At 45.8% G+C, this 13,205-nt stretch carries 13 protein-coding genes; 8 read left to right on the top strand and 5 right to left on the bottom strand.

Going from position 1 to position 13,205, the window contains the following annotated elements:
* The first annotated feature begins 72 nt into the window (after positions 1–72).
* The 6 genes from petB (at position 73) to rnc (ending at position 4,501) form a co-directional block, all read left to right on the top strand.
* Positions 73–741, top strand: a complete 669-nt coding sequence (gene petB, locus H6G46_RS11210; protein WP_010873378.1) for a cytochrome b6 — start codon at positions 73–75, stop codon at positions 739–741.
* A 130-nt stretch (positions 742–871) separates the two neighbouring features.
* Complete coding sequence (petD, locus tag H6G46_RS11205) at positions 872–1,354, top strand: cytochrome b6-f complex subunit IV (RefSeq protein ID WP_010873379.1); 483 nt, start codon at positions 872–874, stop codon at positions 1,352–1,354.
* A gap of 251 nt (positions 1,355–1,605) precedes the next feature.
* Positions 1,606–3,027, top strand: coding sequence for a glycosyltransferase (locus tag H6G46_RS11200; protein ID WP_010873380.1), 1,422 nt, complete (start codon positions 1,606–1,608; stop codon positions 3,025–3,027).
* Between the two features lie 127 nt (positions 3,028–3,154).
* Positions 3,155–3,562 carry an SxtJ family membrane protein gene (locus tag H6G46_RS11195; RefSeq protein WP_010873381.1) on the top strand — a complete coding sequence of 136 codons (408 nt, stop codon included), beginning with the start codon at positions 3,155–3,157 and terminating at the stop codon, positions 3,560–3,562.
* A gap of 36 nt (positions 3,563–3,598) precedes the next feature.
* Positions 3,599–3,760 carry a DUF5989 family protein gene (locus H6G46_RS11190; RefSeq protein WP_020862183.1) on the top strand — a complete coding sequence of 54 codons (162 nt, stop codon included), beginning with the start codon at positions 3,599–3,601 and terminating at the stop codon, positions 3,758–3,760.
* Between the two features lie 6 nt (positions 3,761–3,766).
* The gene (gene rnc, locus H6G46_RS11185) at positions 3,767–4,501 is read left to right on the top strand and encodes a ribonuclease III (RefSeq protein WP_010873382.1); all 735 of its coding nucleotides are present in this window, start codon (positions 3,767–3,769) and stop codon (positions 4,499–4,501) included.
* Positions 4,502–4,521: 20 nt separating this feature from the next.
* Here rnc and hypF read toward each other — a convergent pair whose 3' ends face one another.
* Together hypF and H6G46_RS11175 are read right to left on the bottom strand one after the other, a co-directional pair.
* Positions 4,522–6,825 carry a carbamoyltransferase HypF gene (hypF, locus tag H6G46_RS11180; protein ID WP_010873383.1) on the bottom strand — a complete coding sequence of 768 codons (2,304 nt, stop codon included), beginning with the start codon at positions 6,823–6,825 and terminating at the stop codon, positions 4,522–4,524.
* Positions 6,826–6,870: 45 nt separating this feature from the next.
* Positions 6,871–8,367, bottom strand: a complete 1,497-nt coding sequence (locus H6G46_RS11175) for an FAD-dependent oxidoreductase (protein ID WP_010873384.1) — start codon at positions 8,365–8,367, stop codon at positions 6,871–6,873.
* Between the two features lie 138 nt (positions 8,368–8,505).
* On the opposite strand from H6G46_RS11175, the gene H6G46_RS11170 reads away from it, so the two are divergent.
* A complete protein-coding gene (locus H6G46_RS11170; protein ID WP_010873385.1) occupies positions 8,506–9,291 on the top strand; it encodes an ABC transporter permease in 786 nt (261 codons plus the stop codon).
* Positions 9,292–9,297: 6 nt separating this feature from the next.
* Here the strand turns inward: H6G46_RS11170 and H6G46_RS11165 are convergent, their stop codons facing one another.
* Both H6G46_RS11165 and H6G46_RS11160 read right to left on the bottom strand, forming a co-directional pair.
* Positions 9,298–9,951, bottom strand: coding sequence for a ribonuclease D (locus tag H6G46_RS11165; RefSeq protein WP_010873386.1), 654 nt, complete (start codon positions 9,949–9,951; stop codon positions 9,298–9,300).
* A 33-nt stretch (positions 9,952–9,984) separates the two neighbouring features.
* Positions 9,985–10,842, bottom strand: a complete 858-nt coding sequence (locus tag H6G46_RS11160; RefSeq protein WP_020862182.1) for a DUF3747 domain-containing protein — start codon at positions 10,840–10,842, stop codon at positions 9,985–9,987.
* 312 nt (positions 10,843–11,154) lie between these two features.
* Here H6G46_RS11160 and H6G46_RS11155 point away from each other — a divergent pair, with 312 nt between their 5' ends.
* Positions 11,155–12,375 (top strand): 4-hydroxy-3-methylbut-2-enyl diphosphate reductase, encoded by a 1,221-nt coding sequence (locus H6G46_RS11155; protein WP_010873388.1) that lies wholly within the window; start codon positions 11,155–11,157, stop codon positions 12,373–12,375.
* Here the strand turns inward: H6G46_RS11155 and H6G46_RS11150 are convergent.
* On the bottom strand, positions 12,358–12,996 hold the full coding sequence (locus H6G46_RS11150) for a DUF3318 domain-containing protein (protein ID WP_010873389.1): 639 nt from the start codon (positions 12,994–12,996) through the stop codon (positions 12,358–12,360). The genes H6G46_RS11155 and H6G46_RS11150 overlap by 18 nt on opposite strands.
* Positions 12,997–13,205 lie beyond the last annotated feature (209 nt).

The raw sequence follows: 13,205 nt of genomic DNA, 5'->3' as shown, positions 1-13,205 counted from the left end.
TTATATGCGATTTTACGGCTCCGCCGGAGTCAACCCCCTCCATCCCTGATCCTTAAGAGAAGTCTAGCTTCAATGTTTTCAAAAGAAGTCACCGAATCAAAAGTTTTTCAATGGTTCAATGATCGTCTGGAAGTGCAAGCCATCTCCGATGACATTGCCAGCAAATACGTTCCTCCCCACGTCAATATTTTTTACTGTCTGGGGGGCCTGACCCTGACCTGCTTCCTGATCCAGTTTGCCACTGGGTTCGCCATGACCTTCTACTACAAACCCACGGTCACGGAAGCCTTCGCCTCTGTCCAATACATCATGAATGAAGTCAACTTTGGTTGGCTGATTCGCTCCATTCACCGTTGGTCCGCCAGCATGATGGTGCTGATGATGATTCTCCACGTTTTTCGGGTTTACCTCACCGGTGGTTTCAAGAAGCCCCGGGAATTGACCTGGGTTGTGGGTGTAATGCTAGCCGTCACCACTGTCACCTTTGGTGTAACCGGTTACTCCCTTCCCTGGGACCAGGTGGGTTACTGGGCGGTAAAAATCGTTTCCGGTGTACCGGCCGCTATTCCCGTGGTTGGGGATCAATTGGTGACCCTCATGCGAGGTAGTGAAAGCGTTGGTCAGGCTACCTTGACCCGCTTCTACAGCCTCCACACCTTCGTGCTTCCCTGGGCGATCGCCGTGTTGCTGTTGTTGCACTTCCTGATGATCCGCAAACAAGGCATTTCCGGTCCTTTGTAATTCCTGTCTTCCCACCGATCTGAGTTTGATCGGGCAATTTCGTTTAAACCGTTGCCAAATTGCTAAAGATTGGAACAGATTAGAAAATCTAGAAAACTTCTAAAAAACCTTAACTTGGAGCCTCTGCCCCATGAGTATTATCAAAAAGCCGGATCTTAGCGATCCCGATTTACGGGCCAAACTTGCCAAAGGCATGGGTCACAACTATTATGGTGAGCCCGCCTGGCCCAACGACATTCTTTACATGTTTCCTATCTGCATCCTTGGTGCTTTGGGGCTAATTGCCGGATTGGCGATCCTCGACCCTGCCATGATCGGTGAACCAGCGGATCCCTTTGCGACCCCTCTGGAAATTTTGCCTGAATGGTACCTGTACCCCACTTTCCAAATTTTGCGCATTCTTCCCAACAAACTTTTGGGCATTGCCGGTATGGCTGCCATTCCCCTTGGTTTGATGTTGGTGCCTTTCATTGAAAGTGTGAACAAATTCCAAAACCCCTTCCGTCGTCCCATTGCCATGACTGTCTTCTTGTTCGGCACTGCGGCGGCTTTATGGTTAGGTGCTGGGGCAACTTTCCCCATTGATAAGTCCCTAACCTTGGGCTTGTTCTAATGAAGATTTTCCACTCTTGGGTAAGGTCGACAGTAGTGGTTTGAGTCCTATAAGTTCAACAAAATCCTAATCCATCTTTAAGACCTGGTATCTCGGGATATTTGTTAGCTAACTCCCAGAACGATTGGCCAAAATTCAAGATATCATTACCACATAAATTCCTTTGTCAGCTTATTTTGTTTGCAAAGGAATTTTTTTGCTGGTAAAAATCCTGATTGCATTGCCAAACATCCTCTCAATCTTGACAATCAATGAAAATTGTTATTGATGGTATTTTTTTTCACATTGCCAATACCGGGATTGCGAGGGTGTGGCGGAGTGTCTTGGCGCAATGGTGTGATTCAGGTTTTATAGAAAATATTATTCTGATTGATCGAGGTCATACTGCTCCCCAGTTGCAAGGGGCTCAATACTATCATCTCCCAACGTTTAATTATCAAGAAGAAGCATTATTTTCCACCAAGCTACAGGAAATTTGTGATCAATTCCATGCTGATCTATTCATTTCCACTTACTACACAACGCCCCTATCTACCCCTTCCCTTTTAATGATCCATGACATGATTCCAGAGGTAATGGGCTGGGATTTAAGGGAGTTTTGGTGGCGAGAAAAAAACTATGCCATACTCTATGCCAATCAATATATTGCGGTTTCTAACAATACGGCCCAGGACTTAATGCGATTTTATCCTGAGGTCCAGCCTTCCCGGATAACAGTTATTCATAATGGCGTTGATAAGGGATTCCATCCAGCAGAGTCACGAGAAATCAGTGGAATTAAAACAAAGTTTGCTATCAATGCTTCCTATTTGTTACTAGTCGGTACCCATTTGGGAGCAAACCAATATAAAAACGGCACTATTTTATTTGAAGCGTTAAAGCATTGGCAGAGTCCTGAAAAGTTAACTATTGTTTGCGTGGGGGGCAATGTAGATTTGCAAAGGGAAATGCCATCACTACCCAACAATGTTGATATTTGTTTGATTCGACCAACAGATGAGGAATTAAAAGCTCTTTACTCTGGGGCGATCGCCTTGGTTTATCCTTCTTTGTACGAGGGCTTTGGTTTGCCGATTCTTGAGGCTATGGCCTGCGGTTGCCCAGTAATCACTTGCCATAACTCTTCATTGCCAGAGGTGGGGAAAGATGCAGTTATTTATATCGATGGTCAGAATAAAAGAGAAATGATTGAAGCCTTGGAAAAAGTTCAAAATCAAGCAATTCGCAACGAACTAATTACTAAAGGGAAAGAGCGAGCTAAAAAATTTCCCTGGTCAACAACTGCCGGCAAAATTAGTGATTTGTGTCTAGAAATAATTGCAGACACAAAAAATAAAGCAGAAAAAAATAACTTTATTTCGCTCTGGCAAGATTTTAGGCAATGTCAGGTTCAAGAATATCAATATTCATCAATGGCAGAAACAATACAAGCGAAAAATATTGCGGTTAATGATCTAGTTTGTCATTTAGAAAATGAGATTGAAAATAACAATTATGTTATCGCTCATTTACAGACAGAGAATCAGCAATTGCAGGATTCCATTGATAAATTGAATTGGCAAATTGAAGAATTATTAAATACAAAGAAGACGCTAAAAAGATTATGCAGAAAAGTACTGAAGAAGCTATTTAGGCTCAAATTAGATACAGATAAAAGGTATAGGGACCACTAGAGACCGGATATTGTTCGGCAAAAAGTTATATTTGCAGGTTCATGGTTGGCAAAATAGTTTAATCTAGACTATCTAAAGGTTTGTTAATATCAAGCCACCTCAAAATTGCGATCTTAAACCGAGCGCTATGACGAATACTAAGACTACCCCCACGGTCAAAATACTACGGGAATTTGCCTGGATTATGGCCGGGATGATTGCCTTTCTCTTTGGTCTGCTCATTCCCCTACTAAAGGGCCACGGATTACCTCCATTGCCCTGGGCGATCGCCTTTGCCTTTGGAGGGCTGGGGCTAGTGGCTCCCCGTAGTTTGGGCCCAGTGTATGAACTATGGCTAAAAATTGGCCATGTTTTAGGGTGGATTAACAGCCGCATCATCCTGACCCTAATTTTTGCGTTGGTGGTTACTCCTATGGCTCTGGTAATGAAATTAATCAAAAGGGACACCATGGCCCGCCAATTGGAGCCCCAGCAGGTTACCTATCGATCGCCTTGTCGTCCCCGGGACATTAGCCATCTGCAAAAACCCTACTAACCCACAAATTGCTAATAAACGTTTAAAAGTAACCTTATGGAAGGATTTATTGAATTATTGCAGGATGTTTGGGGTTTCTTGCGGCAAAGAAAAAAATATTGGCTATTACCCCTGATTTTAACCCTCGTTCTCCTGGGAGCCTTAATTGTTTTCACCCAAGGATCGGCGATCGCCCCCTTTATCTACACTCTCTTTTAAGCTTCCATGTCTCTGCTTCCCCATCGTCAAACCCAGTTGAAGGCCCTACTGCGACGGTTGGGATTAACTGACAATACCCCAGTGGATTGGAACCTAGTGGATTTGGCCCTCACCCATGCCAGTCAGTCCCCGGAACAAAATTACCAGCAATTGGAGTTTGTTGGGGATGCAGTGGTGCGGTTAGCCTCAGCGGAAGTGCTGATGAAACATTATCCCCAGACTTCAGTGGGGGAAATGTCTGCCCTGAGGGCGATTTTGGTCAGTGATCGTACCCTAGCCGGTTGGGGAGAATTGTATGGCCTAGACCGATTTCTTTGGATTACTCCGGCGGTCCTGGCAGACAAAAATGGGCGAGTTTCCCTGATGGCGGATAGCTTTGAGGCCTTATTGGGAGCTCTTTACCTTAGTGTGGGGGATTTATCCCTAATCCGCCCTTGGTTAAGCGAACATTTGTTGGCCAAAGCCACTGAAATTAGACAAGATCCTGCCCTCCATAACTATAAAGAAGCTTTGCAGGCATGGACCCAAGCCCACTACAAATGTTTACCAGAATACCGAGTAGAACCCCTGGATCAAAATTTGCCCCAACAGTCAGGTTTTCAGGCAACGGTTTGGCTTGGCGATCAACCATTGGGTAGTGGTAGTGGTTCATCGAAAAAAAGTGCTGAACAGGCCGCCGCTCAACAAGCCTACCAAGATTTTATTGCTAAGGAAATTTTACCCATGCCCAAAATAAATTAATTTGGTTAGATAGAGTTGAGTTAACAGATATATTGCCGAGCCTGAATTTTAGCTAACAGTTGACCCATGCAAATGGCACCGTCGTTGGGCGGTAGTTCTCTGGGCCACAAAGGAGAAAAACCAGCTTTTTTGAGGGCAGTAATGGTACTGGCAAGCAAATAACAATTTTGAAAGCAACCTCCCCCCAGAGCAACTTTTTCGATTCCCTGCTGTTGGGCAATAGTGATAATTAAATTTACTAAACTGTTGTGGAATTTAGTGGCTATTAGGTTAGTTTTGCTTCTATCTTCTGTGGTTATAGCTTTAATTAAGGGGCGCCAATCAACAGCTAATTTTTTTTCCTTGTTGTTTAGAGTCAAAGGATAATACTCCTCAGTTAAATTTGGCATAATCTGAGCTTCCAGAGCTATGGCCGCCTGACCTTCAAAAGTTACTTCGTTAATCAATCCTATCAGTGTCGCAATACCGTCAAATAATCTTCCCATACTCGAAGTGAGCGGTGCTTGCCCTCGTTGCCAAAGTTGACGTAAATTTTTGTTGTTTAGATCCTGATTTAACCTGCTGTTTATCTTGTTTTTAAACCCATTATTGAAATTCAACCAATTTCCTAAAGAATCAGCAGAAAAATCATCACCAAAAGTGGGCCATAACAACGCCAAAGCAATCCGATGGGGATATTTAATGGCTTGTTGATTACCTAATAAATGAAATGGTTGTAGATGAGCAATTCTCTGCCAAGTACCTTGGGTGATTTTTAAAAATTCTCCCCCCCAAATAGTACCGTCCATGCCGTAGCCAGTGCCATCCCAAGCAATACCTAACACGGACTCCTCCATAACTCCATGTTCCGCCATAACCGCTAAAATATGAGCATAGTGATGCTGCACAAAAGTGACAGGCAAAGCTTGGTTTTCAGCATATTGATGACTGAAATAATCAGGGTGTAAATCTGCAACAATTTCCTGGGGAGAGAAATCGTATAGCTGGCTTAAATGGGCAATGGCTTCTTCAAAATTTTGGTAGGTGGGAGCAGAATTCAAATCGCCCAAATGTTGGCTGACGTAAGCTTGATTTTGTTTGGCGATCGCCACTGTATTTTTATAATGACCTCCCATCGCCAATAGTTTTTTTTGAGTAGGCTTTGGTAAAGTAATGGGTTGAGGAGCGTAACCCCGGGCTCGACGCAAAAATAATGGCTTCCCAGCTACTATTTGGACAACGGAATCATCCACTGGACAAACAATCGGGCGATCATGAACGAGAAAACCGTCAGCAATATTTTGTAACCGGGTTAAAGCGTCAATATTATCAATGCAAATTTGCTCCCCAGCTAAGTTACCACTGGTAGCTACCATGGGTTTCTTTAATTTTTTTAGTAATAAGTGATGCAAAGGAGTATAGGCTAACATTACGCCGACTCGGGGGTTGCCTGGGGCAATATTTTCCACCAAAATTAATTGTTTTTTTTTGTTTAATAACACAATAGGGGCGGCGGCACTTTGTAACAATTCAACTTCTAGATTATTAGGTTGGTAATGCTCCACAATTTGACCAAGATTACCATACATTACCGCCAAAGGTTTATCCGGTCGATGTTTCCTTAATCTTAATTTTTCCACAGCTTCAAAATCAGTGGCATCACAACACAAATGGAAGCCACCTAAGCCTTTAATAGCGATAATATTGCCGACTTTTAAATTATCTACAGCAAAGTTTAAAGCTTCATTTGCTTCTGCAATTACTTGGCCTTGTCGGTTCCAAAAAGCCAGTTGGGGGCCACAGCGAGGACAGGCATTAGGTTGGGCATGGAAGCGTCTATCGCCTGGTTGCTTATATTCCCTTTCACAGTCGGTACATTGGCGAAACCTAGCCATGGTGGTACGACAACGGTCGTAAGGTAGGGCTTCAATAATGGTGTAGCGGGGACCGCAATGGGTACAGTTAATAAAGGGGTAAAGATAACGGCGATCGCTAGGGTCAAATAGTTCTGTTAAGCAGGCGGAACAAGTGGATAAATCGGGTAAAATACTCGCAGTTTTAGGGCCATCACTACTGGGGCGGATAGTAAAGTTAGTAAAACTTTCCAGCGGTAACTGTTCAACGGCTAATTGTTCAATCAAACCAGGGGGAGGTAATGTCTTCGTTAATCTCTCCGTAAAGTCGGCGATCGCCTTTTCGTCGGCGGTAATGACAACGGTAGCTCCTTGAGTGGAATTATTCACCCAACCATTCAGTCCCATTTCCTGGGCAAGGGTATAAACAAAGGGACGAAAACCCACTCCTTGCACCCTTCCCTGGACCTGTATGGCAACGGTTTTTAACATTATTCTACTTCCATTAATACTGTTAAATAACCTGCTATGCCACAACTAAGAATTAGCGTTATTTTTCCAATAAGATGCTAATAATTGGTGGGGATAGGGAGAGGCAACGAGAGCTTGGGCTTGATGGTAATGGGCGCTATAATCTCGATGGCTCCGGTCAACTTCCTCCGTTGGGAGAATAGTTTTTAACTGCTTGAGAGTTTGCACCGCCACTGTAGGAAAAAAGGAAAACTTACCCGGTAACACACAAAGGTAGTTGCTCTGGGGATTAACTTCAATCCAATAACTATAGCGACGTTTTTGGGCATCGTCACTAATGAACTCCGTTTTAACGCAATCGTAACTCCAGAGTTGACGTTGATATAAATTTTCTTCGCTGAAATACCGTGCCGCCGTATCCAAAAGTAATTCAATTTCTCCACTAGCTAAATAATCATTTTCGTTACTGACGTAACCAGAATTTGCCAGCATGGAATAGTTTAGAAATTCCGAAGAATCAGGAATATTTGCCCTTTGAAAAAAATGATTGAAATGGTAGGAGTTTTTAGTGGACATCCGCACGAAATTATGGGAACTAATGGCAGGGTAAGCTACCACCATGGTGCTGCGACTTTGTTTTAGCTTAGCTCGCACCTGTAGAGTGGGTAAAATGCGCTCAAAGCCTGCTCCCACTGCAAAAATAAACGCTTTGGCTTTAAGGTAATGTTGCTGTCCTTGGCAATCTCGATAAAAGATACTTTGTACCCTGACTGGGCCATAACGATCCACATTAATTTGTTCTAAATTAATTCCGGTGGCGATCGCCGTTCCGTGGGCCAGGGCGCTGGCGGTAAGATCCTGCAAAATCCCCTGGGTATCCATGGCACAATCTAAACTTTTCAACAGGGCATAGTCACTGGGTTTTACCCCATGGCTAAGGTCAAATTGTTGGCAATAGTGACTAATTTTTTCCGACTGACCTAATAGACTGCAACTCCGCTGTTCATAACTTTCCAAATGGTCATAGTCCGGTGCCACTGCTCCATTGCCCGTCGGCGATCGCCAATTGAATTGCTGCCCATAGGCCATTTCCAAACGACCCAACACCCGCTTTAACTGCATTTCCAACTGCACCCGATCCCCCTTGAGGCCGGACTGGAGCATTTCTGGGGAGTGGCGTTGGGGATGGATCAGGTAAACGGGATTGGGGTCGAACCAACCTGCGCCGGTAACTGTGGGGCGGTAACCGTGGTCAAATTGCTCCAAGGTCAAATTACAGCGACCCGCGAAATAATGGCTGTAATGGTTGAGTAAATCCTCCACCCCATTAACGCAATTAAAAAAAGTCTGACCATCATCCTGGCCCGAATATAGGGCCCCCGTATGGAACCAACCCTCCAATTTGCCGGAGGAATCCCCCCCCAAATGGCTATTTTGTTCTAACAACTGCACTGACAGGTTAGTATGGCGGGCCACATATTCGGCGATCGCCACCCCAGCAATGCCTCCCCCAATGACGGCCACATCGACCCGATTGATTGCCGCCGCACCAACTTGAACCATAAACTATGCTGAATTTATCCATGGGAGCTTTAACCCCCCTATTCTAGATTCAATCCGGTAAACCATGGCCATGCATAAGCACGGCAAACAGAGCTCAAGCTCACCGGAAACTCTGCCACTATAGACTTTCCTCTTCCCATGACCACTCTGTACAATCTGCTCGCCATTCTCCGTAAAGAGCTACTAAGTTATTTTGGTTCTCCTTTTGCCTATGGCATTGCCGCCATTTTTTGGTTAATGTCGGGAATTTTCTTTTCTTTGATGCTCAGTCAAATTATCTCCAACGTTGAGTTTTTGCGGCAGTCGGGGGTTTCTGAGCCAGTGGATGTGGCGGGGGATTTTCTTTCTAGTTATTTAGGCTTAATTATTTCGTTGATTTTAGTACTACTACCTGCCCTTTCCATGGGACTGTACGCAGAAGAAAGAAAGCGAGGCACCCTGGAATTATTGGCCACCTCCCCAGTCACCAATTGGGTGGTGGCGGTGGGCAAATTAATGGGGGCATTACTGTTTTTCTCAGTGTTGTTAGTTCCCCTATGGATTTATCAAATCATTATCTTTTCTGCGGCTAATCCTCCCCTACCAAGCGGTTTAGTGCTAGTGGCCAATGGGGCGGTAATTCTAGTGGCGGCGGCGGTGCTTTCCCTAGGCATGTTCATTTCTTCTCTGACGGAAAACGTGATAATTGCCTACATTCTCACCTTCGTTTTAATTTTGATGCTTTGGATTATGGATGTATTTGCCCAAAACCTAGGCGGGGCGATCGCCGATGTCTTCGCCTACCTTTCCCTTTTCCAAAGTTACCAAGATTTAATTAACGGAGTAATCAATAGTAAAAGCTGTGTGTTATTTGCCAGCTACATTTTTCTGGGTATTTTCCTCACTGCCCAGTCCATCGAAGCCCTAAGATTTCAACGTTCTTAACCCAAGTTAACCGGGGCCGCCATGCTCAAACACATTGCCATACATACCCAAATCAAGGGTTACCATCACCGGTAAACACTCGAAACACCTTTGGGCTAACCGTAAACGATCCTCCCTGGCCAGCATTTTTTCTAACTTATGGCGCAGGGGAATCAAATAACGTACATCATTGGCAGCATAGGCCAATTGGGCCTTACTCAAATTAGCCGCGTTGCCCCAATCGGAACATTGGGAAGACTTATCCAATTCCACTCCCACCAATTCCTGCACCAGCGTTTTGAGTCCATGGTGGGAAGTGTAGGTACGGGCAATTTTGCTGGCAATTTTAGTACAAAAAATCGGATAAGTTTTAATGTCAAAGGTGTGTTTTAGTTGGGCCGTGTCGAAACGAGCAAAATGGAAGATTTTAGTGATACCTGGGTCTTCCATCAATCGGGTCAGGTTAGGGGCCTCCTCCTGGCCTTTGGCAATGCGTAAAGCCGTCACATTGCCCTCTGGATCACAAATTTGCACCAAGCAGAGGCGGTCCCGATGGGGATTTAAACCCATGGTTTCCGTATCCACCGCAACTTCTTTGCAAGCCAAAAGCTGCTGGCAAACGTCTTCGGGTAAATCGTAGTCAAAAACTTCGAACTGACTCAGGGTATCGGCAGAGGGCATGGTAAGCAATAAAAATCAATAAAAGAAAATTTCCTAGGGGCGAAAATCCGCAGGGGTGGGGGTGCGGCGTCGGGGAGGATTTGGTTTAACCACAAGGGCCGGTTTGGGAGTAACCGTTTCCATTTCTTTGGCAACGGAGTTTTCTTCGGTCACAGTGCTGACACTCTCTTCTTCCATCACCATGCCGGACTGTTCATTAGCGGGTACTTCTGGTACTTCCTGCTTAATGATAATTTCCGTCCCGGTTTCCGTTACCTCTGTTGGAGTGGGGTTAGGATTATTCTCCAAGGTCTGAACCGGCTCAGGGGCAATGAGTTCTTGTTTTTCTGGGGTGATTGGCTCTGGGCCCACAGGGCTAACAGCGGTTCCGCCCAAAATAGCGGCCTGGGTGCCACTAATGTAGTAGTGCCCCAAAACTTGACCTTCGTAGGTGCGTTTAGTGAACTGCCAGCCTGGGTTGAGCTGTACCTGCATAAAACCTGCGCCAATCCCCTTGGTACTACCAACTACGAGTTCGGGGCCGCGGCCGTTGCGAGAAGTGGCCACCAAAACTAATTCATTGCCCCTGGGTACAAGACGTAATAAGTAATCCAAGCCATAGTCCTGGCCATCGATGCGGATGGAATAGCCGTTGCTGTCTGTGGCGCGGCGGCAGTGGCCAGTGAAGTCAAAATTTAACAGCAGGGGATCCACCATGGCCGGTGCTCCGGGGGTGACATCCCAACATTTGTTTTTACCGGGAATCTGTTCAATCACCAAAAGGTCATACTTAGTGGTTTCGACGCCATAGGGGCGGGCCACTGCAATTACCTCAGTTTGATCGATCGCTGTTTCGGTGAAGGTACTGGCGGAGACGGGGGTGAAGGGAGCCAAGATAGCCCCGACGGCCATGGCTAGGAAGGGGTGTGGGAAAAATTTCCAGTTCATAAGAGAAATAGTCAACGCGGCATAGGATTGTTAACCCCATCAAGCCCGAAAATGTTCCCCAACGGAGCCCCAGAGAGACAGTCTGCAGGTTGGAACAGAACGTCTGGGAACCAGGCTCAGTCAAGATTGCTAGCCCATTCTACCAAACGGGCCCCCAGGGCTTTACCCATGGCCGAAAAATCGAGCAACGGCAATGGGCTTTGAGCTTGTCTAGCGGTTGGGGGGAGAGGATGGCAAAATGGAACAACATAATACAGGTGACATTCTCGTTTTTCTATGGATACCAAAGCTTTTAAACGGTCTCTGCACCACTCCGACAATTACCATCGCAAGGGGTTTGGCCATGGGGAAGAGGTGATGGGGGTAATGAATACGGAATACCAAAGTCACCTAATCCAGGAAATTCGTCAGAATAATTACCGCCTAGAGCGGGGGGATGTCACCATTCTGTTGGCGGAGGCCTTCGGTTTTTGCTGGGGCGTGGAGCGAGCCGTAGCCATGGCCTACGAAACCCGTCAACATTTCCCTGGCGATCGCCTCTGGATTACCAACGAAATTATCCATAATCCTTCGGTGAATCAACGACTGCGGGAAATGGAAGTGAATTTTATTGATGTGGTTAACGGGGAAAAGGATTTTAGCGGCGTGGCCAAGGGAGACGTGGTGATTCTGCCCGCCTTCGGGGCCAGTGTGGAGGAAATGCAGCTACTCAACGACCGGGAGTGTACCATTGTCGATACTACGTGTCCTTGGGTTTCTAAAGTTTGGAATTCGGTGGAAAAACATAAAAAGAAAGAGCATACTTCCATCATCCACGGCAAATATAACCACGAAGAAACCATTGCCACCAGTTCCTTTGCTGGGACCTATTTAATTGTTTTGAATATGGCCGAAGCCCAAAAGGTTTGTGATTATATTCTCCACGGTGGCGATCGCCAGGAATTTTTAGACTATTTCGCCAATGCCCATTCCGCTGGTTTTGACCCGGACCAAGATTTAGTTCGTTTGGGGGTCGCCAACCAAACCACCATGCTGAAAAGTGAAACGGAAATGATTGGCAAATTGTTTGAAAAAACCCTGTTGCAAAAATATGGCCCAATCGAGTTGAACAATCACTTTATGAGTTTTAATACCATTTGCGATGCCACCCAGGAACGGCAGGATGCCATGTTTGATTTAGTTGAAGAAGACTTGTCCTTAATGGTAGTTATTGGTGGTTTTAATTCTTCTAATACGACCCATCTCCAAGAAATTGCGGTGGAACATGGTATTCCTTCGGTTCACATTGACAGCGGCGATCGCATTGGGCCGGGCAATCGGGTGGAGCATAAGCCCCTGGGCAAGGATTTAGAAGTGTTGGAACCCTGGCTACCGGCGGGGAAAATTACGGTGGGGGTGACTTCCGGCGCTTCTACCCCCGACAAGGTAGTGGAGGAAGTGATGAAAAAAATCTTGGCCATTAAGGAAGCCCAACCCGTCCTAGAAATTGCGGGATAGGGAAGGATCGGGGCTGGCCTGGCTGTTGAGCATGAGGCGTAAATTTTGACAGCGCAACAGTTCATTAAAGCTGAGGGTACTGCGGTTTTCAATCCTGGCCGTGTTTTCGATCGCCGTTAACAGGGCCTGGATGGCTTCTTTTTGGTTGTAGCCCCGACGTACCGCTACCTTGAGGGCTTGGGCGTCAGCTTCGATTTCCCGTTCATTGCTTTGGTAACCCCGCCAAATTTGTTGAGCAGCTAAGGCCGTTAATCCTCCGGCCACCACCATGCCTACCCCATCCCTTTGCCAAAGTTGTACCCCCACGGCGATCGCCCCCGCCACGGTCAACCCTTGGTATAAATCTGGCTTGAACCAACGGATATTAACCAAACGACAGACCACACTCAGCATCAGCAAATCCCGTTCCTGGATGGTCAACTCCCACCACAGACTAAAATTAATTTTCACCAGGCGATCGCCAAATTGCCAGGGCTTAGGAAAATCACAATCAATTACCCGGGACTGTTTCGGCTGGGCCTGGAGTTTAACTAGCATCCGCCCCGAAGCCGGCATCAACTCTTTCAGACGACGAACTTCCGTTTCTTGGTCACTGCCTTGATAGGTTCCCTGGCGGTTCATAGTGATTTAAATCTTAGCTAGCATCGACTTCAAGTCTGACACATACTTTCGACAACGTTAAACAATAAATGTTGGCAATTGTTATGGCGATGTTTAAGAGCGTGTTTGAAAAGTAGGGTGAAGAATGGAAAATGGTGAAAAGAATAAAATTTTCACCATAATTAATGATAATTCGAGAATTTTACAGCACGGACATCACAGATAGCCAG

The organism is Synechocystis sp. FACHB-908 (genome assembly GCF_014698595.1).
Classification (GTDB): domain Bacteria; phylum Cyanobacteriota; class Cyanobacteriia; order Cyanobacteriales; family Microcystaceae; genus Synechocystis.
This window is presented reverse-complemented; position numbering and strand designations above follow the sequence as displayed.

Coding starts and splice junctions, on each gene's coding strand:
- petB (WP_010873378.1), top strand. CDS start 73: ATGTTTTCAAAAGAAGTCACCGAATCAAAAGTTTTTCAATGGTTCAAT.
- petD (WP_010873379.1), top strand. CDS start 872: ATGAGTATTATCAAAAAGCCGGATCTTAGCGATCCCGATTTACGGGCC.
- H6G46_RS11200 (WP_010873380.1), top strand. CDS start 1,606: ATGAAAATTGTTATTGATGGTATTTTTTTTCACATTGCCAATACCGGG.
- H6G46_RS11195 (WP_010873381.1), top strand. CDS start 3,155: ATGACGAATACTAAGACTACCCCCACGGTCAAAATACTACGGGAATTT.
- H6G46_RS11190 (WP_020862183.1), top strand. CDS start 3,599: ATGGAAGGATTTATTGAATTATTGCAGGATGTTTGGGGTTTCTTGCGG.
- rnc (WP_010873382.1), top strand. CDS start 3,767: ATGTCTCTGCTTCCCCATCGTCAAACCCAGTTGAAGGCCCTACTGCGA.
- hypF (WP_010873383.1), bottom strand. CDS start 6,825: ATGTTAAAAACCGTTGCCATACAGGTCCAGGGAAGGGTGCAAGGAGTG.
- H6G46_RS11175 (WP_010873384.1), bottom strand. CDS start 8,367: ATGGTTCAAGTTGGTGCGGCGGCAATCAATCGGGTCGATGTGGCCGTC.
- H6G46_RS11170 (WP_010873385.1), top strand. CDS start 8,506: ATGACCACTCTGTACAATCTGCTCGCCATTCTCCGTAAAGAGCTACTA.
- H6G46_RS11165 (WP_010873386.1), bottom strand. CDS start 9,951: ATGCCCTCTGCCGATACCCTGAGTCAGTTCGAAGTTTTTGACTACGAT.
- H6G46_RS11160 (WP_020862182.1), bottom strand. CDS start 10,842: ATGGCCGTCGGGGCTATCTTGGCTCCCTTCACCCCCGTCTCCGCCAGT.
- H6G46_RS11155 (WP_010873388.1), top strand. CDS start 11,155: ATGGATACCAAAGCTTTTAAACGGTCTCTGCACCACTCCGACAATTAC.
- H6G46_RS11150 (WP_010873389.1), bottom strand. CDS start 12,996: ATGAACCGCCAGGGAACCTATCAAGGCAGTGACCAAGAAACGGAAGTT.